Source organism: Streptosporangium sp. H13245 (genome assembly GCF_055690525.1).
In genome coordinates this window covers 31,418-53,643 of record NZ_JBSZKT010000014.1, presented here as the reverse complement: position 1 = coordinate 53,643, position 22,226 = coordinate 31,418, and the positions used below count along the sequence as shown (strand labels likewise).

Genomic DNA, 22,226 nt, shown 5'->3' with positions numbered 1-22,226 from the left:
ACCGTCAAAGACTCCCCCGGGGCGGCCCAGGATTTCCCACGGTTTGTTTAGCGCGGGCGCGGCGGGCAGTAGAGGAGAGTCCCAACCTTCGCTGACGAGGAGAAACGCCATGACGGAGAACGTGTGGAGTTACCGCCCCGAGGCCTACAGCGGCGAGCAGACGCTGGATCTCGTGGGGTTCGACGTGGAGGCCACCGACGGCAAGATCGGTTCGGTGGACGAGGAGAGCAACGCGGTAGGTGACAGCTACATCGTCGTCGACACCGGTTTCTGGATTTTCGGCAAGAAGGTGGTTCTGCCGGCCGGTACCGTGCACCAGATCGACCCGCAGGAGCGCAAGATCTACGTCTCGCGCACCAAGCAGGAGATCAAGGATGCGCCGGAGTACGACGAGGCGACCTACAAGGAGCCCGACTACCGCGACAAGCTGGGCGGCTACTACGGCCCCGGCACGCCGTAATCGTTGATCGTCAACGAGCCCCTCCCCACCCGGGGAGGGGCTCGTTTTCCGTTCCGCGCCCTTACGGCAGCCGGAAACTCGAGCGGGAACCCGAAGCCAGAAGCCAGAGCCGCAAGCCCGAAGCCGAAAAGCCGGAAGCTGAAAAGCCAGGAGCCGGGCGTCCCGCCGTCCCTACGGGAGCGCCCGCCTCCTGGCCGGGAGCGGCTCTCATCCATGACCGCTCCGGCTGGTCTCCCGATCGCCCGTACGCCACCACGCGGTCCTCGCGCGGGGCCGGACGCCGCGTTCCAGATCCTGGAAGCGGTTCCGGAACGCGGCGGGAGAGGTGATCAGGGGTAGTTGACCAGGTTGGCCACGTTGGTGCTTGAGTTGGACGGGCCGCCCGTGGTGTTGATGATGTTGCGGATCGTGCCGACACCGCCGAGCGAGACCGTCACCATGTTGTGGAAGCGGACCCCCGGTGTGTTCGGCACCTCGAACGCGCGGGCCGCCACGACCCCCGGGTTGACGTTGAAGTAGCAGTAGCTGCCCAGGCCCCACGCCTCGTGTGTGGTGACCGTGTTGGCCACCTTGTACGCGGCGTAGCCCTGCGTGCTCCCGTTCATCCAGGCGGCCTGGTTGGGCGGGTCGTAGGGCATCTCGTTCTGGTAGAAGTACGTCCGGCCGCCGTTGCCGTTCCAGACGGTCTGGTGCTGCTGGTAGTGCTCGACGAACAGGCCGTACATCGTGACGTCGTTGCCGTTGACGGTGAGCCCGTTGGCGGCGGTGTTGGTGTTCCATCCGATGCCGCTGCCGTGGTCGCCGCGCCAGATCCACAGGTGGTCGCCGATCACGTTGTTGCTGTTGACGACGAGGCTCTGGGTGGCCTTGCCGACGGCCGCGCCGCCGACCCGGAAGTACACGTCGTGCAGCGACGTCGGGTTGGCGGCGTGGCTCGCCGACGATCCGGAGGGGCCGACCTGCATCAGCGTGGCCGAGTTGGTCGTGCCCGCGTCGATCAGCAGCCCGGCGACCTTGACGCCGTCCACGTCGGCGACGGTCATGGCGGTCACGCCGTTGTCGGGGATCACCGTGGCCAGGCCCAGGCCGAGCACGACGGTGTTGGCCCGGGTCACCCTGATCGTGTCGTTGAGGTGGTAGACGGCCGGGGTGAACAGCAGGTTCAGCCCCTGGGCGAGCGCCGCGTTGATGTTCGCCGCGGTGTGGCCGGGCTTGACGATGAAGAACTGGTCGATCGGGATCGAGGTGCCCGCCGGGTTGCCGCCGGACCACGTCGTGCCGGAGGAGTTGGTCCGCAGCGCCGGTACGAACACCTGGTAGGCGCCGGCCTGGTCGACGTACAGGAACGGCTTCTCCCGCACGACCGGCGTGGTCGCGACCCTGGTGTACGGCGGGTTCGGGAAGTTGCCCGCGGGCGGGTTGTTGACGCCCACGAACACCATGTTCCAGTTGGAACCGGTCCAGCTGCCCCACTCGGCATTGCGCGACAGCCACTGCTGCTGCGAGCCCGACCTGACCTGGCCGTCGATCTTCGAGTCGGCGATGAAGCCGCCGCTCGACCAGCCGCCGTCGTCGAGCTGCAGGTTGCCGCGCAGGTGCATCCGCCGGTACGAGGCGGCCTGCGAGACCGCCCAGCGGTCGGTGCCGGAGGGCGGGGTGACCGACAGGTTCTCGGCGCCGCGCCAGAAGTTGTGGGTCGCGTTGCCCTGGAACCAGTCGGCCTCGGCGTGCACGGTGCCGTTGATGGTGACGTTGTCGGGCGACAGGCCGAGCCCGGCGACCTGCGTGTAGAAGCCGATGTTGGCGTCCACCGAGTACGAGCCGGGCTTGAACAGCAGGGCGAAGCGGTTGCCGCCGAACTGGTTGGTCTGCTGCTGGCCGAAGACCGAGTTGAGCCTGGCCTGGATGGTCGCCGTGGGCGTCGACGGGTCGAAGATGCTCACGTTCGGGCCGAGGTCGGGGTTGTTCCCGGTCGGCGGCGGGTTGCCCAGGCTGAAGGACTGGGCGGTCGTGCCGTTGCACGTGTACTGCTGGAACTGCACACTGTCCCCGATCGAGGCGCCCGGCACGTCGAGGCACTTGCCGCTGTGCCGGTTGACGAAGTGGTAGAAGCCGCCGGGTTCCTCCACGGCCTGCCACTGCTGGTTGTTGCCGCCAGAGTACGACCAGAGCTGGATCGGGGCGCTGTCGGCGGTGGAGACGTTCACGACGTCCCACGCCTGGGCGGCGTTGTTGCCGTTGTTGACCCGGTAGAACCCGCCGCTGGTCGGCTGGAACTGCCAGAGCTGGGCGGTCGAGCCGTTGCACGCGTACTGCTGGACGACGGTGCCGTTGGCGGTCGCGGCGGCCCGCGCGTCCACGCACTTGCCGCTGTTGCGGCTGATCACGGTGGTGAGCCCGGTCGGCGGGGCGGCCTGCGCGGTGCCGGGCAGCACGACCAGGAACGACGCGACCACGGCGAGCGCCATGAGGATGTGCCTCATCCGCCCCTCCTGGAATCCCGTCGTGACACGTCGTTCCCGGCCGGGCCCGCTGAACCGGCCGGACCGGCCGGTACCTCGGCGGATCCGGATGGCCGGGGACTGCGGGGACTGCGCGGCGACCGTGCTCGGGAGCGGCGGTGGGGGGTGCTGCGGGGTCACGGTGGCTCTTCTCTCTGGGGTTCTCTTCGAGTGCCGCGGTGCGCGCGCTCCTGACGCCGCGGACCGCCGGTGCGTACGGCGAGGTGATGACCCGGAGCCCCGGTCCATCGGCTCGGAGGAGCGCCCCGGTAACTTCACCTCTAAAATTAACTCGGATCAAACACTCGGCAAGAAGGCTTGTCAATAGGAAAGTTTACAAATAGTAGTTGCGCGGACGCCGTGGTGCGAGCTCGCACCGCGGGTCCCCGGCGATGTGAGGCCGGTGACGGATCCCGGTCACCGCGCGGCGTCGCGCCTGTCCGGTACGGATGCCGGTGCCGGTTCGTCTTGATCCCGCCAGGCGGCCCGACGCAGGCGGGCGGTCAGCGTCCGCAGGTGCTCCACCAGCTCGGGCGGCTCCCGGACCTCGAACTCGAAGCCGAACGCGGCCACCCAGACCGCGAGATGGTCGAGGCTGTCGGAGCCGATGCGCAGGACACAGGTGTCGTCGTCCACGGGTTCCACCACGCCGATGGTGGAGGGAACCTCGTCGGCCACCGCCCCGGCCGAACCGTGCATGAGGAGCACCGCCCGGTAGCGGTGGCGGTCCGTGGTCATGCCCCTGGCGAAATACCCGGCCAGGTCGTCGGCGGGAAGCGGCCTGGGCGCGAAGCGGGGTCCGGTGGGAACGCGCGGGGACAACCTGTCGACGCGGAACCTGCGCCAGTCCGACCTCTCCGTGTCCCAGGCGAAGAGATACCAGCGCCGCCCGTCGCTGATCAGACGGTAGGGTTCCACGTCCCGTACGCTCTCCGCGCCCTCGTGCGAGACGTAGTCGAACCGCAGCCGCCGGTGGTCGCGTACCGCCGAGGCGATCGCGGTCAGCGTCGACGGGTCGACGGTGGGGCCGGGCATCGGCATGGTCACCAGGGCCGCGCTCAGCGTGTTGACCCGGTAGCGCAACCTCGGGGGCAGCACCTGGTCCAGCTTGGCCAGCGCGCGTACGGAGGTCTCGGCGATGCCGGTGACCGCGCCCGAGGTCGCCGTCCGCAGCCCGACCGCCACCGCGACCGCCTCCTCGTCGTCGAGCAGCAGCGGAGGCAGCGAGGCGCCCGCGGCCAGCTGGTAGCCGCCGCCGACGCCGCCGGTCGCGTTGATCGGATACCCCAGGGTCCGCAGCTTGTCGACGTCGCGGCGCACGGTCCGCGGGCTCACCTTCAGCCGTCCGGCCAGTTCCGTACCCGACCAGTCGCGATGGGCCTGCAGCAACGCCAGCAGGCGGAGCAGCCGAGCCGAAGTCTCCAACATAAGACGATTTTTCCAGTTATCGCGGACAGGAGTTGACCGCGAATCCTTCTAGCGTCTGCGCCATGACAACAGAAAACCCCACAACCGTTCTCGTCTCCGGTGCCACCGGCAACGTCGGCCGCCCCCTCGTCGAGCAGCTGCTGGCCGAGGGACACCGGGTCCGCGCCCTCACCCGGAACCCGGCGAAGGCGAACCTCCCCGCGGGCGCCGAGGTGGTGGCGGGCAACCTGGCCGACACCGCGAGCCTGTCCGGGGCCTTCTCCGGTGTCGACGCCGCGCACCTGATCAGCTTCGGCGGGGACGACTTCGCGCCGCTGACCAACGGTGTGGAGATCGTGGACCTGGCGAGGAAGGCCGGGGTGCGCAGGGTGACGGTGCTCAAGGGAGACGTGACGAAGAGCCCGCTGGAGGAGGCCGTCGAGGCCGGTGGCCTGGAGTGGACGCACCTGTCGCCGGTGGAGTTCATGTCCAACGCCCTGGAGTGGGCGGAGTCCGTACGGGACGAGGGCGTCGTCCGCGAGGCGTTCGCCGACGCCAGGAGCGCCATGATCCACGAGGCGGACATCGCCGCGGTCGCCGCGACCGCGCTGACCACCGACGGCCACGCCGGTCAGGAGTACTGGCTGACCGGGCCGCAGGCGCTGACCCCGCCGGAGAAGGTGCGCACGATCGGCGCCGTCCTCGGCCGCGACGTGCGCTACGTCGAGCTCACCAGGGACGAGGTCGTCGAGGGGTGGCGCCGGACCGGTTACTCCGACGAGGACATCGAGTTCTTCCTCACCATGCGCACCAACCCGCCCGAGGCGGGCTACACCGTACTCCCCACCGTGGAGAAGGTCACCGGGAAACCGGCCAGGACCTTCGTGGAGTGGGTACGGGAGAACGCCGCCGCCTTCCGCGCCTGACGGCGGTGCCGGGCCGGACGGCGCTACGGGCAGGACGGCCGGAAAGTGGCACCGGCCCGGGGAGCCGGACGGCGGTGCCGGGACCCGGGCCGCCCGTCGGCGTCCCGCGCCGTGGACGGCCTGAAAGCGGCACCGGTCCAGAGAACCAGGCGGTGCCGGGTCGCTCGCCGGTGTTCGTGTCGTGTGCCGTGAACACCGGCGAGCACCCCCGTGAGCGATGGAAGGACACCGTGGAGACCCTCACCCGGCGAGACCTCAACCGGGCGACCCTGGAGCGGCAACTGCTGCTGCGCCGCGCCGACGTGCCCGCGCTCACCGTGATCGAGCGCCTCGTCGGCCTGCAGGCCCAGGATCCCGACCCGCCGTACATCGGGCTGTGGAGCCGGGTCGACGGCTTCCGGCTCGACGACCTGACCGGGGCGCTGCACCGGCGGGAGGTGGTGCGCGCGACGCTGTTCCGGGGGACCCAGCACCTGGTCACCGCCGAGGACTACCTGTGGCTCCGGCCACTGCTGCAGCCGATGCTGGATCGCTGGCAGAAGGGCGGGTTCGGCAGGTTCACCGCCGGGCTGGACCTCGGGGAGCTGGCCGCCGCCGCGCGGACGATCCTCGGCCGGGACACGCTGACCAGGCCGGAACTCGGCAGGGCGCTGGCCGGACGGTGGCCGGGACGCGACCCCGTCGCGCTGGCCAGGTCGGTACAGGGCCTGCTGCCGGTGGTGCACCCGCCGCCCGACGGAACCTGGGGGCGGCGGGGCACGACGCCCTTCGTCCTCGCCGAGCACTGGCTCGGACGGCCGCTCGCCGCCGAGCCCTCGGCACGGGAACTGGTCGTGCGCTACCTCGCCGCCTTCGGCCCGGCCACGGTCGGGGACATCCAGGCGTGGAGCGGCATGACCCGGCTGAAAGAGGTGGTCGAGCGGCTCAGGCCCCGGTTGCGGGTGTTCGGTAACGAGGCCGGGCGGGAGCTGTTCGACCTCCCCGAGGCGCCGCGCCCGGATCCCGGCGTTCCGGCTCCCGTCCGCTTCCTGGCCGCACTCGACAACGTGGTGCTCGCCCACGCCGACCGGACCCGCCTGGTATCCGACGACCGGCGCGGGCACGTCATCGTCGAGGCGGCGATGACCGTCGACGGTTTCGTCCACGGGCTCTGGAACGTCAAACGGGACAGGGGTACGGCGACGCTGGTGGTCAGGCTCTTCGAACCCCTGTCGGGAGAGGACGAGAGCGCGGTGACCGAGGAGGGCGCCCGCCTGCTGCGCTTCGCGGCCCCGGACGCCGACGGCCACGACATCAGGTTCCACCCCGTCGGCGACGCCCCCCGATAGTGCCCGGCCGGGTCCGCCGGGGTGGGTCTGCCGGGATGGGAGGATCACGGACCGTGGAGCCCGAAACCGGTGGGCCGGGCCGGTGGGGTTCCCGGCGCTTCGGCCCGCCCGGTACTCCGGTGTGGCCACGCGCGGACCGTCGCGCGTTCGCCACCTCAGAATATTTTGACAGCGGCCAGATAGGCCATGACCAGGATGACGAGGAACACGAGCAGGACGCCCGTACCGCTGATCACGAGAACGACGCGCGTCCGCCGGGCCGTCCAGCGAATCGCCGCGATCACCAGCGTGATCGTGGTCGCGAGGATGAGAAGGGTCAGGTTCCCGCCGTCGACGGGATTCGGCATCGCCGAGGTGAGATGAAGCGTCAGTGTTGTCATCGGGGTTCCCTGGTACGAAGATACGCTCGGTGAGAAACCTTGCCGTGCGGACACCTCCACCGATGAGCCGGTGAACCGGTGAATGAGCGATCGGGCTCGCCGGGAGGTGTTCGCGGTATTTCCTGTCGGGTGCCACTCGCCGCCACGTCGGGGGCCGTCTCAGTCACCCGGCATCGGCCACCTCCTTCGGGCTTCCTTGGATTGACTTCAGTTAACTTCAGCTAATTAATGAGAAGTTGTCTCCATTCAGTGATTCCCTCGCTGAATCTCTCGATGCTCTCCCGGTGGCCACAGAAATCTGACTAGAATGACGTCTTCTCGCGCACGCGTCTTCGCATGTCATGCTGTTTCGTAATGCCTCAGCTGCGGATTCTTCATCGACCCCGCGCCCGGATTGGTGTTTAGTGGGATGACTGAAGTTCAGATGAATGAGGCTGAGATGAGGGACGACAACTCCGCGCCGACCGCGCTGGCGCTCCGGTTACGCGAGCTTCGTGACAGCCGATGGCCTGACACGCGGATCACGCAGGCACAGCTACGCGAGGCGCTCGGAGTCAGCGCTCCGCTGATCTCGTCGTGGGAGTCCGTTCACACGCCCAAGATCCCGCCCCTGTCCAGGATCGAGGGATACGCGACGTTCTTCGCGACCAGGCGGTCGGTCGCGGAGGGAACGGCCCGCGTGCTCCCGCTGTCCGACCTGACCGCCGAGGAGCACGACCGGCGCACCGCGCTGCTGGACGAGCTGACCCGCCTGCGCAACGAGGCACTGCGGTCACAGGTCGCCCTCACACCCGCCGGGGAGAAGGCCGTCCCGGCGGACGCCTTCCGCGAAGGCCCCTGGCACTTCGCGGACGGCCGGCCGATCACGATCATCTGCTCGCAGGTCCCCGAATCGGACCGGGCCAGGATCCCGTACGCGAATCCCAGCAGTGCCGACTACATCGAGCTCTACAAATACTCGGACCTGGACGCGCTGTTCGAACTGCACGGGCATCTCCGGGCCGCGAACCCCCGGAGCCTGGTGACCATCCGCGTGACCGAGGACCTGAAGTCGGACGACCTCACCACCCACCTGGTGCTGCTGGGCGGTGTGGACTGGAACAAGGTCACCGCGTCCATGCTCGCGAGAATCGAGTTACCGGTCCGCCAGGTGCCCGACTGGGCCGGTGAGAAAGGGCCCTACTTCGAGGTCGACGAGGGCGGCGACACGCGCAGGCACCACCCCCTCGTCCGGAAGTCGGACGAGGGCCCGCAACTGCTGGAGGACGTCGCGTTCTTCTATCGCGGCGTGAATCCCGACAACGTCCGGCGCACGCTGACCATCTGCAACGGGATGTACGCCCGAGGCGTGTACGGGGCGGTCCGGGCACTGACCGACGAGCGGTTCCGCGACAGGAACGCCCTGTTCCTGCGGACGCGGTTCGGCGACGCGAAGTCGTACAGCGTCCTCACGCGGGTCAGGATCCAGGGGCAGGTCGTCATCACGCCCGACTGGAACCTCGACACGGTCAGGCTGCACGAGTGGGCGAAGCCCGCAGATGGGGACTGAGACGAAGCCGGTCGCGACGGAGCACCACCACGGCTCCCACCGGCACCTGGTCGACATACCCGACACCACCTCCGCCCCCCGGGCGCTCGGGACGGTCGACGCCATCGTGGTCCCCACGATCCGGCATCCCCGCTGGCTGGAGCACGCGATCCGCCTGGCGGTCGCGCTGCGCTGCCCCCTGGTCTCCCTGCACAGCCGCAGGTGGAGCAGCGCGAGGCTCGCGGCCACCATCATGCCGGCCGGTGTGGAGTTCCTCGCGATCGACATCGACGACGCGGACCGGCTGAACCTGCCCGACCTCATGACGACCTCCCTGCTCAGGGGCACGCTGTTCGACCGGTCGACCGACCTCAGCGCGAAACGGAACGCGGGACTCCTCCTCGCCCGCCTGATGGGCTGGAAACGCATCGTCTTCCTGGACGACGACATCGAGGTCGGGGGGTACGAGGAGGTCGCGCGGGCCGCCGCGCTGCTGGACACCTACGACGTGGTGGGCATGCATATCGGTGGTTATCCCGACAACTCGGTGGTGTGTCACGCGCACCGGCAGACCGGAGGACATCAGGACTCGTTCGTGGGCGGCGGCGCCCTCGCCGTCGAGACGACCCGTCTCCCCTCGTTCTTCCCGAACGTCTACAACGAGGACTGGTTCTACCTGCTGGGCGACACGTCACTGCGCCGCCTCGCGGTGACGGGAATGGTGAGGCAGCGGCCGTACGACCCCTTCGACCGGCCCGCCCGCGCCCGGGACCAGGAACTCGGTGACGTCCTCGCCGAGGGCATCTACTGGCTCCTCGACGAGCGGACGGGCACCGGCTGGCGGGGCGCGACCGACGTACGGCACTGGAGCCGCTTCCTGCTCGCGAGGAAGGAGTTCATCGAGAACGTGTTGCGGCGGGTCAGGCGGCTCCCCGCGGGTTCCGAACCGGACCGGGGGGCGATGGAGGCCTCGTTGCTGGCCGCCCTCGGCCGCCTCAGCCGGATCGAGGCCGGGTTCTGCGTCGCCTACGTCGAAGCCTGGGCGCAGGACCGCCGCCGGTGGGCGGAACACCTGCGCCGCTTTCCCGTACTCGGGCCCGACGCCGCGGACGCCATGAAGTGGTTGGTCAAGGACGGCGAGAACCCCCTGCATGGATATGCCGGATGGAAATGAACTCTTGATTTACCGGATATTTAGCCGGGAATGTGTTGTTCGTGGGAAAAATCGACATATGCCAGGCCACTGACGGAGATCTTCCCGCCTTGGTCCGGTCACTCGGGCAGGAGGGGTATTTCAGCGACAGGCTGGGCCTGCAGAGCAGGGGCCACGGGGTGCTCCTCGTCGCCTGGCAGGACGGCGTGGCGGTGGGGGACGTCTACGTCTGGCTGGGGACCGCCGAGGAGCCGGAGTTGCGTGCCCACCTGCCGGACGTCGCGCTGATCACGCACCTGGAGGTCGTCGCCGGACGGCGCGGCGAGGGAATCGGCACCGGACTCCTGAGGGCCGCCGAACGACGGCTCTGGGACCTGGGCCACAAACAGGTCGCCCTCGGCGTGGGCCTGGACAACCCCGACGCCCATCGGCTGTACGCCCGCCTGGGGTACACCGAGTGGCCCCACGGCCAGGTGGCCACGACGGCGGTCGTCCACCACCCCGGCGGCGGGCGCGAACTCCGCCCGGAGATCTGCCGGATCATGGTCAGGCACCTCGACCCGGGACACGAGAGCCCCTGGCGGTGAGCGCCCGCGGGCCGTGGGAACGGTCGTACGGGTGATCGTGAAGCCGTCGCGCTAGGCTGGGAGGGTCGTGAAGCGGTCGCGCTAGGCTGAGAAGTGAGGATCCCGCCGATACCGGGATCCCGCGGCGGTGGGGCCCGCCGCTCCCAACCGCGGCACCCGCTGCCGCCAACGGTCCCTACCCGTGACAGGTCGTGCCCGCGCAGCCAGGCCGGGCATCCCCCACGCGTAGGGAGAGGCATGCGTCCGCACCAGGTGAGGTTCACGGTGACGACCAAACCCGTCGGCCCCGACCCCGACCCCGACCCCAACCCCGGCCTCGACCCTGGTCTTAGTCCCGGCCCCGGTCCTGCTCCCGGCCCCGGTCCCAGTCCCAGTCTTGGTCCTGGCTCCGACTCCGGTCGTGACCTCACCCCTGCTCCTGGCCCTGGTCCCGGTCCTGACTCCGGCCCCAGTCCCGGCCCCGGCCTCGGTTCCGGTGCCGAGGCCGAGGCCGGTGCGCGTGGGCGTGGTGGGTCGGGTCGCTCGTACCACGGTGTCCTGGCGGTGATCGCCGCCGGGGGCGCGATCGGTACGGGTGCCCGCTACGGCGCCGCCCTGCTGTGGCCGACCGAGGCCGGGTCCTTCCCGTGGACCACGCTGGGGGTCAACGCGGCCGGTTGCCTGATGATCGGTGTTCTCCTGGTCGCGCTCACCGAGGCGTGGACGGCGCCCGCCTGGATGCGGCCGTTCCTGGCCACCGGGGTGCTGGGTGGCTTCACCACCTTCTCCACCTACTGCCTGGACATCGAGCGGCTGATCTCCGGTGGCCGGATCGGCCCGGCGTTCGGCTATCTGGCGGCGACGGTCGTGGCGGCCCTGGCCGCGGTGACGGCCGGTACGTGGACCACCCGCCGACTTCTGGAGAGAACGACGAGAACGGCGAGGAGAGAGCGATGATTCCAGCCGGACGGGCACTGAGATTGACGATCTTCGTCGACGACACCGACACCTGGCGCCACCGGCCCCTGTACACCGAGATCGTGCACCGTGCCCACGCCGCCGGGCTGGCCGGGGCGTCCGTCTTCCGCGGTGTCGAGGGTTTCGGCGCCACCTCGACGGTGCACACCACCCGGCTGCTGTCGATGGCCGACCACCTGCCGGTGGTCGTCACGATCATCGACACCGAGGAGCGGATCCGCGCCTTCCTGCCGAGTCTGGACGACCTTCCCGCCGAAGGGCTGTCCATCCTGGACGAGGTCGAGGTCGTTCGCCACGGGGGCGGGCCGACGACGTGAGCGGGATGAGCGGGATGCTGAGCTGGCTTCCGGTGCTGCTCGGCGGTGCCCTCGGGGCGCCGCTGCGCTATCTGACCGACCGGGCCGTGCAGGCCCGCCACGACACGGTCTTCCCGTGGGGCACCTTCACCGTCAACGTGGTCGGCTCGCTGATCCTGGGCGTCCTGACCGGGGCGGCGCTGTCCGGCGCGGTGGGCACCGGCGTGCGACTACTTCTCGGCACCGGTTTCTGCGGGGCGCTGACCACGTACTCGACGTTCTCCTACGAGACGCTGCGGCTGGCCGAGAGCGGTGCGATTCTCTTCGCCGTGGTCAATGTCGTCGCCTCGGTCGTCGCGGGTCTGGGGGCGGTGTTCGCGGGCCTCGCCCTCGCTCAGGCGATCTTCGCGTGACCGCGTTCCCGGGAGGTCCGGGACATGTCCGGCCCCGGGAACGCGGGTGCGGACACGGTCACCCGCGTCCCCTGAGGTCTGTTTTACGGCCGTCGCGCAGCACCCTGACGTCGCGCGGCACCTCCACCCTGAAGCGGGAGTCGCAGAACGCGATCCCGGTGCAGCTCGCCTCCAGGTCGAGCACGCCGTCCCTGAGCTCCCACCGGAGCAGCTTCGAGCCCATCTTGGCGTCGAGCCAGCGGGTGACCTTGATGTCCGAGCGGTCGGTGGCGACCAGGTCCGTCGGGATCTCGTGCGACTTCACGTTCAGCGTCCTGCCGTCGAAGGCGAAGGTCCTCGCCTCGGGGCGCGCGTTCCCGGCGTTCACCGAACAGGCGGTCAGGCCGCCGATCAGCGTGGTGGCCGCGCAGCAGACCAGAACGCGGGTCATGGGTGAGGTCAACGGATCCTCCAGGGGATGTCCAAGGGATGGGCGCGCCGTTCGGCGCGCTTCCCGAGGATGTCCCGGCGGCGGAATCCGGTGCATCGGCCGTTCGGCGGATATCGGCGGTGGCCGTTCGGCCGAATTGCCATGACCGGCCGTATCGGCGGTGTCGGCCGTGTCGGCCGTGTCGGCCGTGTCGGCCGTGTCGGCCGTGTCGGCCGTGTCGGCCGTGTCGGCTCGGGGGTGTCAGCCGTCCTGGCCGGTGGGCCGCTCACTGTCGAAGGGCCGGGCCATCTCGTTGAGAACGTCGTCCATGATCTCGCCCAGCGGACGGGACTCGTGCTCCTCGGTCCACATGTGGGTGGCGACGCGCAGCGCGACGAGGAAGGCCGCGGCCATCACCTGGGGGCGCGGGCCGGGGCCGCCGTCGCCGCGTTCGGCGATGACCTGGGCGAGCTCGCGTTCGAGGTTGGCGTGGTTGGCCAGCTGCCTGGCCAGGAGCGTGGGATGCCTCTTGGCGAGCCTGGCGCGGACCGCCCACTGCTTGTCCGGGCCGCCCATCTCGAGGTAGAAGTCCTTGACGGCTTCCCGCAGTGCCCGCCAGGCCCGCTCCTCGGCGGGGCGGGTGCGGACCCGCTCGACCAGCAGGCGGATGCGCTGCTCGTCACCGTAGAGCAGGGCGTCCTCCTTGCTGGCGAAGTAGTTGGAGAAGGTGCGCCGCGAGATGTTGGCGGCGTCGGCGATGGCCTCGACGGTAACGTGGTCCAGGCCGTGCTCGGCGGTGAGCCGTAGGGCGGCCTCGTGGACCGCCTGCCGCGTCTCGGCCTTCTTACGCTCGCGCAACCCCGCTGTGATCTCCATCGCGTGACCAGCCTACTGCCCGGATAAGTGTGCCCGGTGCGCAAACTTGCCCAATGGGCATGTATGTTGTCACGGTCTGTCCTAATTGCTGGTAGCTGGTATTTGGAGGTTGTGCGTGAGCACCCAAGCGGTCGCGCCACCCGGCGCGGAGCCGATGAGCCACCGTGAGATCCTCGAAGCGCTGAGCGGCCTGCTTCTCGCCCTGTTCGTGGCGATGATCAGTGCCACGATCGTGTCGGTGGCGCTGCCGCAGATCATCGGCGCGCTCGACGGCACCCAGTCCCAGTACACCTGGGTGGTCACCGCGTCGCTGCTCGCCGCGACCGCGTCCACCCCGGTCTGGGGCAAGCTGGCCGACCTGTTCAGCAAGAAACTGCTCATCCAGATCTCCATCGTCATTTTCATGCTCAGCTCGCTGGCCTGCGGGTTCGCGCAGAACACCGGCCAGCTCATCGCCTTCCGCGCCATCCAGGGCCTCGGCATGGGAGCCCTGCAGGTCCTGGTCCAGGTCGTCATCGCCGCGATGATCAGCCCCAAGGAGCGGGGACGCTACAACGGCTACCTCGGCGCGGTGATGGCCGTGGCCACCGTGGCGGGCCCGCTGCTCGGCGGCCTGATCGCCGACACCTCGTGGCTGGGCTGGCGCTGGTGCTTCTTCATCGCCGTGCCGTTCACGGCCGTCGCCTTCCTCCTGCTGCACAAGACGCTCCACGTGGTCACGATCCGGCGGCCGGACACCAAGGTCGACTACGCGGGTGCCACCCTGATCGCCGCGGGCGTGAGCGTCCTGCTCATCTGGATCACCTTCGTCGGCAACTCCTTCGACTGGCTCTCCTGGCAGACCGCGGCCATGGTCGGCGGCGGGATCGTGATCCTGGCCGTCGCGGTGTGGGTGGAGTCGCGGGTCAAGGAGCCGATCGTGCCGCTGCACATCGTCCGCATGCGTGACCCCGCCCTGGCCATCCTGGCCAGCCTCGCGGTGGGCATGGCCATGTTCGGCGGATCGGTCTTCCTGGGGCAGTACTTCCAGATCGGCCGGGGCTACAGCCCCACCGAGGCCGGGTTGCTGACCATCCCGCTGATGCTCGGCGTGCTGCTGTCCTCGGCGGTCTCCGGGGCGCTCGTGTCCAGGAGCGGCAGCGTCAAGCCGTACATCGTGGCGGGTTCCGTCGTGCTCACCGTCGGCTTCCTCGGCCTGTCCGTGATCGACCACGAGACCTCGCTGCTGCTCGTGTCGGCCGCGATGCTGCTGGTCGGCATCGGCGTCGGCATGTCCATGCAGAACCTGGTGCTGGTCATCCAGAACGTCGTCCCGCTGCGGGAACTGGGTGCCGCCAGCGGTGCCATCACCTTCTTCCGCTCGCTGGGCGGCACGATCGGGGTCTCGGTCCTGGGCGCGGTCCTGGCCAACAGGGTGGCCACCGGCATCGCCGAGGGCTTCCAGAAGGCGGGCATCCGGCCCTCCGGCTCCGGGGGCAGCACCCTCAACCTCCAGGCGCTGCCGGAAGCCGCGCGGACCGTCGTGCGCGCGGCGTACGGCGACGCCACGGGACACATCTTCCTGATCTCCGCCGCGATCGCCGCGGTGGGTGTCGTCGCCGCGCTCTTCCTCAAGCCGACCAAGCTCCGCGACAGCCTGGACCTGCCGGATGCCCCCCGGGAAAGCGACGCCGTGACCGGCTGATCCGGGTACGGAAAGGCGCCGTCGAGTCTCCCCAGCCGAGCTTGCCCGGTCGAGCCTTCTCAGGTTGCCGAGAGCACCCGGTGGAGCCCGGCGGCGAACGCCTCGGGCTCGGAGCCGAAACCCCCGTGGTCGCCGGGGAACGCCGTGGGCCGCGTACCCAGCAGATCGGCCACGGCGGAGGCGGCCCGGTACGGCGGCTCTCCCGCCGACGCCTCGCCCACAGCGGCCACGACGCGGACCGTGGACGCCCTGAGCGCGTCGACGTCGGGGACGTACCCGGCGAACGGCGGCACCTCGTAGCCGATGAAGAACCCCGCGTTCCCCTCCAGCCGTGCCAGCATCTCCAGCGTTTCCCGATCCGGTTCCCCCTGCGGCGCCCGCGCGCCTCCCGGGATGCGCTCCGGCTCCCCGGTGGACGTGTCACCCCCCACCCGCTCGCCTTCCCCCTGCTCGTCCTCCCGCTCGTCGCCGTCCGTCGCGAACGCGGCGGAGAGAACCCCCATGGCGGCTTCGGTGCCCTCCTTGGCGAACGCCTCCTCCACGTCCCGGATGACGGCCCGCCAGCGGTCGCGGTCGGGCAGCAGCTCGAACAGGGGCGGCTCGTGGGAGACCAGGACGCGCACCTGCTCGGGATGGCGGGCGGCGAGCTCCAGTCCGATGATCGCGCCGGAGCTGTTGCCGAAGACGTACGCGGGGTCGTCGGCGGTGACGCCCACCTCCACCAGCAGGCGGTGCGCGTCGTCGGCGTGCGTCTGGACGCTCTGGGTCTCCGGCGGCCCGTCCAGCGGGCTGCGCGAGTTGCCGCGCCGGTCGTAGGTCACCACCGTGTAGCGGTCGGCGAGCCGCTCGGCCAGGCCCGCGTACCCCGCGGCGTCGTAGATCCCGCCGCAGATCAGCAACAGGATCGGCCCCGAGCCGCGGATCTCGTGGTGCAGGGTCGCGCCGGGCACCTTCAGGGTGTTCGTCTTCACGGGTTCCATAATCGTGTCTCCTCGGGATTCGCCGGTACCGGTTCGGCCGGTCACCGAGGAGTCGGAGCCACGGCCGCGTTCTCGACACCCCTCTGTGGGATTCTCCGGGAAATGCTCAGGTGCTCAGCCGCCGGACCTTGAGGGCGTTGTCCGTGCGGGTGGTGGGCCGCCCCTCGGGGTCGTTCTGGATCCGCTCGTGTTCCGCGCAGAGCAGCACCTCCCACTCCCCGTCCGGGAGCTCAAGGGATTCGAGGACCTCTTCCGGGGTGGGGAGGTGTACGCCGGGATGGGGGTCCCGCTCCCAGGAGGGGAGGCCCGCGTGCCCGACGATGAGGAGCACCCCGCCGGGCGCGACCGCCGAGGCGGCGGTCCGCAGGATCTTCTCCCGTGGCATGTCGCCGAGGGAGTGCAGGAAATGGGCGGAGACGAGGTCGAAGGTGCCGTCGGGGAAGGACGTGCCCAGGTCGTGCCGCTGCCAGTCGATCCGGTCGGCGACGTCCGCCGCCGCCGCGTGCCGGGCCGCGCGATCGAGGGCGACACCGGAGATGTCGGTGGCGGTGACCCGCCATCCCCGCTTCGCGAGCCAGATCGCGTCTGCTCCCTCACCGCACCCCAGGTCCAGGGCGCGGCCCGGCTCCATGCCGGTGACCTCGCGGACCAGGACGGTGTTGGGGTTGCCGCTCCAGACCCGGTCGCTCCCGCCGTAGCGGCGGTCCCAGAACTCCTCGTCCGAGACGGGGCCGTCCTCCGGGGCACCCTCCCGGGCGTCTTCGTGCGTGTGGTCGTGTCGAGCGTCTTCGTGCGCGTGGTCGTGTCGGGAGTCGTGTCGCGTGTCTTCGTGCGTGTGGTCGTGCGGGGTGTCTCCGTGCATATGCCGAGCCTCTCCGTGCGTGTGGTGGATGGAGACGGCGGCGCGGCGGGCGGCGACGGCCAGGCCGGTCTCCTCGGTGATCAGGTCGGCGTTGATCGCGGCGGCGGCCCGCCCGCCCGCGGCGGCGGCGCCGATGACCTGATCGGTCAGGGCGGTGACGTTCCCGGCCACCCACACCCCGGGCAGCGCCGTCGCCCCGGCCGGGTCGGCGGCGACGTAGCTGCCGATCACGTGTCCGCCCATCTCCTGGTCGGTCGTCTCAAGACCCAGGCCGGTGAGGACGCCCGAGCGGGCGGTGAGGCGCGTGGCCACCACGAGGGCTTGGCGGGAGATCACCCGGCCGTCGGCCAGGCGTACGCCGGTGAGCCGGTCGTCCGTCACCTCCAGGGCCGTCACCAGCCCGTCCACCACGGTGATGTCGCGGGCGGCCAGCCGCTCGCGGTCCTCGTCGCCGAATCCGGGCACGGTGTGCGAGAAGAGGGTCACGTCGCTGCTCCACTGTCTCCACAGCAGGGCGTGGTGGACCGCGAGCGGCCCGGTGGCGAGGATGCCGATCTCCTGGTCGCGTACCTCCCAGCCGTGGCAGTACGGGCAGTGCAGGACCTCGCGCCCCCAGCGCTCCGCCAGGCCCGGCACCTCGGGCAGTTCGTCGACCAGGCCGGTGGTCACCAGCAGCCGGTCCGCCACGACCGCGGACCCGTCTGCGAGGACGACGCGGAAGCCTCCGGTGTCCAGGCGCCCGGCCGTCACGACCTCGCCCTCCACGATCTCGCCGCCGTAGCCGGTCACCTCCGCGCGGCCCAGGGCCGCCAGCTCCGAGGGGGGCACGCCGTCGCGCGTCAGGTAGGAGTGGACGTGGGACGCCGGGGCGTTGCGCGGCCGGCCCGCGTCGATCACCAGCACCGAGCGCCGCGCCCGGGTCAGGGTCAGCGCCCCGCTCAACCCGGCGGCGCCACCGCCGACGACCACGACGTCGTAGCGCCGCTCCTCACCCGTGGGGGTAGTGGTCACGGTCTGTTCCGTTTGTACGGTCATTTGTGGTACCTCCGTTCACCGGAGATGGTCCGCCCCCGCCCCGGAGTTTGGCAAAATAACTTGCTGAATCAGCAAACCGGGGGATGGTGCGCCACGAGCGGCTCCACGTCCCTCCGGGCGGTCGCGTCCGGTGCGCTCGCCGGGTTCGGCGGTCGCGTCCCGTCCATATGGCCGGTCGAGGTCCCCGGTTCGTTCGCGTTCGGGTCGTGGGCGCGTGACCCGCGTACCGGCGACAACCCGTCACCGGTACGCGGGCGGCGGCCTTCTATGTGTCGAGGACCGGGATCAGCTGCTCCTCCTCGTAGGTCAGGTGCCTTTCGAGCTCGTCCGTGAGCCGTTCGACCTCGGAGAGCACCAGCGGGGGGTCCGCGCCCTCGGTGGAGATGACCTCCCGCAGCTCCTCGATGAGAACCGCGATCTTCTCGTGCTCCCGGCTCAGCCGCTCCAGGGTGGGGGCGAGTTCGGGATAGCGCCGGGCGAGGAAGGGGAACAGCGCGATGTCCTCACCGGTGTGGTGGTTGTGCAGCCCCTGGCAGAGGGTCAGGCAGTTCACCCGCAGCTGGGCGCCCAGCCCGGGACCCGACTCGGCGACCTCCTTGCGGATCAGGGAGAGTTCCCGCCGGAACATGTCGTGGACCAGCCTGAGGGCCTCGCTCGCCGAGGACGCCTTCGGCGGCCCGCCTCCGGCCTGGAGGGCGACCACGGGAATGACGCGCGTCGTCTTGGCCTGGTAGTCGGCCCACCCGGGGTCGGCCTCGACCGCGCGGGCGAAGACGCGGTCGCGTTCGGCGCCCTCCAGGACGACGGCCTGAGCCTCGTAGGTGAAGATGCCGTCCTCGACCGTGACGAGAGGGTTGGCCACCAGGTTGTGGAACCAGGCCGGGTGCTTCGGCCCGCCACCGGCCGAGGCGATGACCAGGACCCGTTCGCCGCCGTCGTGAAGGTAGCCGAGCGGGGTCGTGTGCCGGGCGCCGGAGCGCGCCCCGACGGTGGTCAGCAGGAGCAGCCGGGCGCCCTCGAAGGGGCCACCGACCTGCCCGCCGTTGGCGCGGAACTCCTCGATGATCTGCTGGTTGAATTCGATCGGCATTCGCTGTTTTCTTCTCCAGGATTGATGGTCCCGCGATTGTTCGCGGGCATGCCGAAGGGCCCCGAAGGACCGTTCGGCGGGCAGGGCGAAATCACCACGGGGCGACCGTGGTGTGGGAAATGAGGGAGGGCACGCCGGACGACCGGCCGGACCGGTGACTCGCCGCCGGGGCCGGTTCACGAGTGGCGTGAAACCCATGGTGACCGGCGAAGACCGGCACCATCAGGGCATGTGGACAGGTGGGTGTCACGCGGAACGTGGAAACCACACGCGGGGACCACATGAGACGTGGAGACCTGAGAAGGGAAATCCACGGGAAACGTCGCGCCGAACGCGCGGAAGGAGAAAGAAAAAGGGGGGCCTCTGGCCCGCCCGGGGCTCACGCCTCGGCCGGGTGCCCTACTCGCTGTTGGCCCAAGGCCGACCCGGCAGTCACATTCCCAACCGTAGTGCCATAAACGCATCAAGGCAATGTGGCATTTCCCGGTCACCACACACGAGAACCCCGTGTCCCCTGCCCGTGCGGGAGGAACGCCGTGTCCGTGCGGGAGGAACACAGCGTCACCGGCACCGGGCGCGACCGGGCTCCTAGTCGACGAAAGGGGCATCGGGAGACTTCCACGTATAAATCAGGGACATATGAGCATTGGCCGTCTTGGCGGGTCCTCCTACGGTTGGCCAGCAGTGAGGATCTTCGACGGAGGGGGACATCCGATGCGGGCACGGGTTCTGGTCACCGGAGCGACCGGCACGGTGGGCCGGCAGGTCACGGCCCAGCTGGTGGAGGCCGGAGCGGAGGTCCGCGCACTGGCCCGCGAACCGGCCTGCCTCCCCGCCGGAGTCGAGGGGGTACGCGGTGACCTGTCGGTTCCCGGCTCCCCGGACGCGGCCTTCGCCGGTGTCGAGGCGGTGTTCCTGCTCTGGCCGTTCGCCTCGGCCGACGGCCTGGAGGGGATGCTGGAGGCGGCGGCCGGGCACGCCCGCCGCGTGGTCTACCTGTCGTCGGCGGCCGTACGCGACCACGAGCGGCGGGCCGAGCGGCTGATCGAGCGGTCGGGGCTGGACTGGACGATCCTGCGCCCGCACGCCTTCGCCGCCAACATGCTGCGCTGGGCCGGGCGGATCCGGGCCGAGGGCGTGGTGCGCGAGCCGTACGGCCGGGCGGCCATGGCACCGGTACACGAGCGGGACATCGCCGCGGTCGCGGTGCGTGCCCTCACCGAGGACGGGCACCACGAGGCCGTCCACGAGCTGACCGGGCCCCGGTCACTCACCCAGGCCGAGCAGGCCCGCGTCATCGGCGAGGTGATCGGCCGGCCGGTGCGCTGGGAGGAGGACACCCCCGGCGACGCGCGGCGGCGGATGCTGGCCCTCGGCTGGCCGCCCGAGGCCGTGGACGACGTCCTGCGCGCCCAGGCCGCGATGACCGCCGGTCCGGCGACGGTCACCGCCACCGTACGGGAGGTCACCGGGGAGGCGGCCCGCACCTTCCGCGACTGGGCGGCCGAGCACGCGCACGCCTTCCGCGCGCCGTAGCCGGGCCCGGCGGCACCGCGGGACACCTCCGCCCGACCGGCGCCCCGGCCTCCCGTTCAGGTGGGCCGCCCGGTCAGCCATCGGCGGAGTCTCCCCGGGCTCGTCCGGCGGCGGGCCTTCCGCGGGCCGGGAGGCCCGACCCACAGGCTCGCCGGTATCCCCGGACGGGCGGCCGTCCCGGCCATGAGCGTGATGAGCTCCGCGTCCCGGCCGTTTCCCTGTGCTTTCATTCCGGTCCTTCCTCGACCTCGCGGGATGACGATCACCCCAGGTCAACGGTAGGGACGGCCGGGCCGGTCTCCCGGTCCGATCGCGCGCGGAAAAGACCAGACCAATTCGCGAACTACCATCCAGAGGTGGCAGGAACGCAGACCAACCTGGCATGGGAGACGCTTCTCGACCTCCCGGCCGCCGGGCGCGGGCCGTTGCACGTGCAATTGGCCACGGCGATCCGTACGGCCGTCAGGAGCGGACGGCTGCCGCTCGGCGCGGCACTGCCGCCGAGCCGCACGCTCGCCACCGATCTCGGCGTCTCCCGCTGGACCGTGACACAGGCGTACGGCAGGCTCGTCACCGAGGGCTACCTGGAGGGGCGCACCGGCTCCGCGACCCGGGTGTGCTGGTCGCCCGAGCCCGACGACGACCGGCTCGTACGCCGGGCGGGCCCGGCCACGACCCCGCAGCCCCCCGCGCGCTACGACATGGACCCGTGCCTGTCCGACCTCCGGGCCTTTCCCCGGCGCAAATGGGTGGAGGCGGTCAGGACCGCGGCCGAGACCGCCCCGTTCGACCAGCTCGGCTACTCGGAGCCGGGCGGCCAGCCGAGGCTGCGGGCCGTCATCGCCGAGCACCTCAACCGGAGCAGGGGGGCGGCGGCGGACGCCGGGACGGTCTCCGTCTTCGCCGGTGCCGCGCAGGCCCTCCTCCAGGTCTCGCGCGCCCTGTTCGCGGCCGGTCACACGAGGATCGGCATGGAGGATCCCGGCTCGGAACGGCTCCGGCAGGCCGCGCGCACCGCGGGCCTGGAGCTGGTGGAGCTGCCGGTGGACGACGACGGCCTGGTGGTCGGCGCGCTGGACGCGCATCCGGATCTCCGCGCGGTGTGCGTGGGCGCGACACACCAGGTCGCGACCGGCTGCGTGCTCGCGCCGCACCGGCGGGCCGCGCTGCTGGACTGGGCGCGGCGGGTGGACGGGCTGGTCGTCGAGGACGACTACCACGCCGAGTTCAGCTACGACCGGCCCTCCACGAGAACGATGCAGGGCACGGACCCCGACCGGGTGGCGCTGCTCGGCTCGATGAGCAAGTCACTGGGACCGACCGTCGGCATCGGGTGGGTGGTGTCCCCCCGCCGGTGGGTCCAGGCCGTACGGTCCTCGCACGAGATCCCGCTGATCCCGCCGGTGCTGAACCAGGTCGCGCTGGCGCACTTCATGGAGTCGGGCGGCTACGACCGGCACCTGCGCGCGTCCCGGCTGCGGTTGCGCGCCAGGCGGACCGCGCTCGCCGCCGCGCTGGCGCGCAGGCTCCCCGAGTGCCGGGTACGCGGGGCGGAGGCCGGGATGCACCTGCTGCTGGAGCTGCCCGCCGGGTCGGACGCCGCCGCGATCCTCGCCGAGGCCGGGCGGCGCGACCTGCGGATGCTCAACCTGGACGAGATGCGCTTCCGGCCGAGACCGGCCGAGCCCGCGCTCATGCTCGGCTACGGCAACCTCAGCGACGCGGTGGTGGAGGAGGCCGTCGACGTCCTGGCGGCGGTGATCAGGCAGGTCGGCGCGGGTCCGCCGGAGCGGGCCCGGCCGCGCGCCTGATCGCGTC

20 protein-coding genes are annotated in these 22,226 nt (G+C 70.7%); 12 read left to right on the top strand and 8 right to left on the bottom strand.

All coding sequences use genetic code 11. The features are described 5' to 3' along the window. Positions 1-109 precede the first annotated feature (109 nt). Positions 110-460 carry a PRC-barrel domain-containing protein gene (locus ACW9TB_RS21515; protein WP_472749824.1) on the top strand — a complete coding sequence of 117 codons (351 nt, stop codon included), beginning with the start codon at positions 110-112 and terminating at the stop codon, positions 458-460. 329 nt (positions 461-789) lie between these two features. On the opposite strand, the gene ACW9TB_RS21510 is transcribed toward ACW9TB_RS21515, so the two are convergent. Both ACW9TB_RS21510 and ACW9TB_RS21505 read right to left on the bottom strand, forming a co-directional pair. Then, complete coding sequence (locus ACW9TB_RS21510) at positions 790-2,943, bottom strand: RICIN domain-containing protein (protein ID WP_472749823.1); 2,154 nt, start codon at positions 2,941-2,943, stop codon at positions 790-792. Between the two features lie 435 nt (positions 2,944-3,378). Next, positions 3,379-4,389 carry a helix-turn-helix transcriptional regulator gene (locus ACW9TB_RS21505; protein WP_472749822.1) on the bottom strand — a complete coding sequence of 337 codons (1,011 nt, stop codon included), beginning with the start codon at positions 4,387-4,389 and terminating at the stop codon, positions 3,379-3,381. Between the two features lie 62 nt (positions 4,390-4,451). Here ACW9TB_RS21505 and ACW9TB_RS21500 point away from each other — a divergent pair, with 62 nt between their 5' ends. After that, positions 4,452-5,294, top strand: coding sequence for an SDR family oxidoreductase (locus ACW9TB_RS21500; RefSeq protein WP_472749821.1), 843 nt, complete (start codon positions 4,452-4,454; stop codon positions 5,292-5,294). Between the two features lie 230 nt (positions 5,295-5,524). After that, positions 5,525-6,622, top strand: coding sequence for a winged helix DNA-binding domain-containing protein (locus tag ACW9TB_RS21495; protein ID WP_472749820.1), 1,098 nt, complete (start codon positions 5,525-5,527; stop codon positions 6,620-6,622). Positions 6,623-6,777: 155 nt separating this feature from the next. On the opposite strand, the gene ACW9TB_RS21490 is transcribed toward ACW9TB_RS21495, so the two are convergent. Next, positions 6,778-7,002 (bottom strand): hypothetical protein, encoded by a 225-nt coding sequence (locus tag ACW9TB_RS21490; protein ID WP_472749819.1) that lies wholly within the window; start codon positions 7,000-7,002, stop codon positions 6,778-6,780. Between the two features lie 439 nt (positions 7,003-7,441). On the opposite strand from ACW9TB_RS21490, the gene ACW9TB_RS21485 reads away from it, so the two are divergent. The 6 genes from ACW9TB_RS21485 to crcB all read left to right on the top strand — a co-directional run bounded on the left by ACW9TB_RS21485 (position 7,442) and on the right by crcB (position 11,936). Then, entirely contained in the window at positions 7,442-8,551 is a 1,110-nt protein-coding gene (locus ACW9TB_RS21485; protein WP_472749818.1) for a helix-turn-helix domain-containing protein, read from the top strand. Beyond that, the gene (locus ACW9TB_RS21480) at positions 8,541-9,704 is read left to right on the top strand and encodes a hypothetical protein (protein WP_472749817.1); all 1,164 of its coding nucleotides are present in this window, start codon (positions 8,541-8,543) and stop codon (positions 9,702-9,704) included. Before ACW9TB_RS21485 ends, ACW9TB_RS21480 begins: the two co-directional genes overlap by 11 nt. Before the next feature lie 89 nt (positions 9,705-9,793). After that, the gene (locus ACW9TB_RS21475) at positions 9,794-10,270 is read left to right on the top strand and encodes a GNAT family N-acetyltransferase (RefSeq protein WP_472749816.1); all 477 of its coding nucleotides are present in this window, start codon (positions 9,794-9,796) and stop codon (positions 10,268-10,270) included. A 237-nt stretch (positions 10,271-10,507) separates the two neighbouring features. After that, positions 10,508-11,206 (top strand): fluoride efflux transporter FluC, encoded by a 699-nt coding sequence (locus tag ACW9TB_RS21470; protein WP_472749815.1) that lies wholly within the window; start codon positions 10,508-10,510, stop codon positions 11,204-11,206. Then, positions 11,203-11,544, top strand: a complete 342-nt coding sequence (locus ACW9TB_RS21465; RefSeq protein WP_472749814.1) for a DUF190 domain-containing protein — start codon at positions 11,203-11,205, stop codon at positions 11,542-11,544. Before ACW9TB_RS21470 ends, ACW9TB_RS21465 begins: the two co-directional genes overlap by 4 nt. A gap of 17 nt (positions 11,545-11,561) precedes the next feature. Next, the gene (crcB, locus tag ACW9TB_RS21460; RefSeq protein WP_472749919.1) at positions 11,562-11,936 is read left to right on the top strand and encodes a fluoride efflux transporter CrcB; all 375 of its coding nucleotides are present in this window, start codon (positions 11,562-11,564) and stop codon (positions 11,934-11,936) included. A gap of 58 nt (positions 11,937-11,994) precedes the next feature. On the opposite strand, the gene ACW9TB_RS21455 is transcribed toward crcB, so the two are convergent. Together ACW9TB_RS21455 and ACW9TB_RS21450 are read right to left on the bottom strand one after the other, a co-directional pair. Beyond that, entirely contained in the window at positions 11,995-12,366 is a 372-nt protein-coding gene (locus ACW9TB_RS21455) for a hypothetical protein (protein WP_472749813.1), read from the bottom strand. 240 nt (positions 12,367-12,606) lie between these two features. Continuing rightward, positions 12,607-13,221, bottom strand: a complete 615-nt coding sequence (locus tag ACW9TB_RS21450; protein WP_472749812.1) for a TetR/AcrR family transcriptional regulator — start codon at positions 13,219-13,221, stop codon at positions 12,607-12,609. Between the two features lie 154 nt (positions 13,222-13,375). On the opposite strand from ACW9TB_RS21450, the gene ACW9TB_RS21445 reads away from it, so the two are divergent. Next, the gene (locus tag ACW9TB_RS21445) at positions 13,376-14,905 is read left to right on the top strand and encodes an MDR family MFS transporter (protein WP_472749918.1); all 1,530 of its coding nucleotides are present in this window, start codon (positions 13,376-13,378) and stop codon (positions 14,903-14,905) included. Between the two features lie 59 nt (positions 14,906-14,964). Here the strand turns inward: ACW9TB_RS21445 and ACW9TB_RS21440 are convergent, their stop codons facing one another. The 3 genes from ACW9TB_RS21440 to ACW9TB_RS21430 form a co-directional block, all read right to left on the bottom strand. Further along, positions 14,965-15,876, bottom strand: a complete 912-nt coding sequence (locus tag ACW9TB_RS21440; protein ID WP_472749811.1) for an alpha/beta fold hydrolase — start codon at positions 15,874-15,876, stop codon at positions 14,965-14,967. A gap of 115 nt (positions 15,877-15,991) precedes the next feature. Continuing rightward, a complete protein-coding gene (locus ACW9TB_RS21435) occupies positions 15,992-17,758 on the bottom strand; it encodes a methyltransferase domain-containing protein (RefSeq protein WP_472749810.1) in 1,767 nt (588 codons plus the stop codon). A 289-nt stretch (positions 17,759-18,047) separates the two neighbouring features. Continuing rightward, positions 18,048-18,872 (bottom strand): nitroreductase/quinone reductase family protein, encoded by an 825-nt coding sequence (locus tag ACW9TB_RS21430; protein WP_472749809.1) that lies wholly within the window; start codon positions 18,870-18,872, stop codon positions 18,048-18,050. A 714-nt stretch (positions 18,873-19,586) separates the two neighbouring features. On the opposite strand from ACW9TB_RS21430, the gene ACW9TB_RS21425 reads away from it, so the two are divergent. Together ACW9TB_RS21425 and pdxR are read left to right on the top strand one after the other, a co-directional pair. After that, complete coding sequence (locus ACW9TB_RS21425; protein ID WP_472749808.1) at positions 19,587-20,408, top strand: NAD(P)H-binding protein; 822 nt, start codon at positions 19,587-19,589, stop codon at positions 20,406-20,408. Between the two features lie 356 nt (positions 20,409-20,764). Next, entirely contained in the window at positions 20,765-22,219 is a 1,455-nt protein-coding gene (gene pdxR, locus ACW9TB_RS21420; protein WP_472749807.1) for a MocR-like pyridoxine biosynthesis transcription factor PdxR, read from the top strand. The last annotated feature ends 7 nt before the right edge of the window (positions 22,220-22,226 follow it).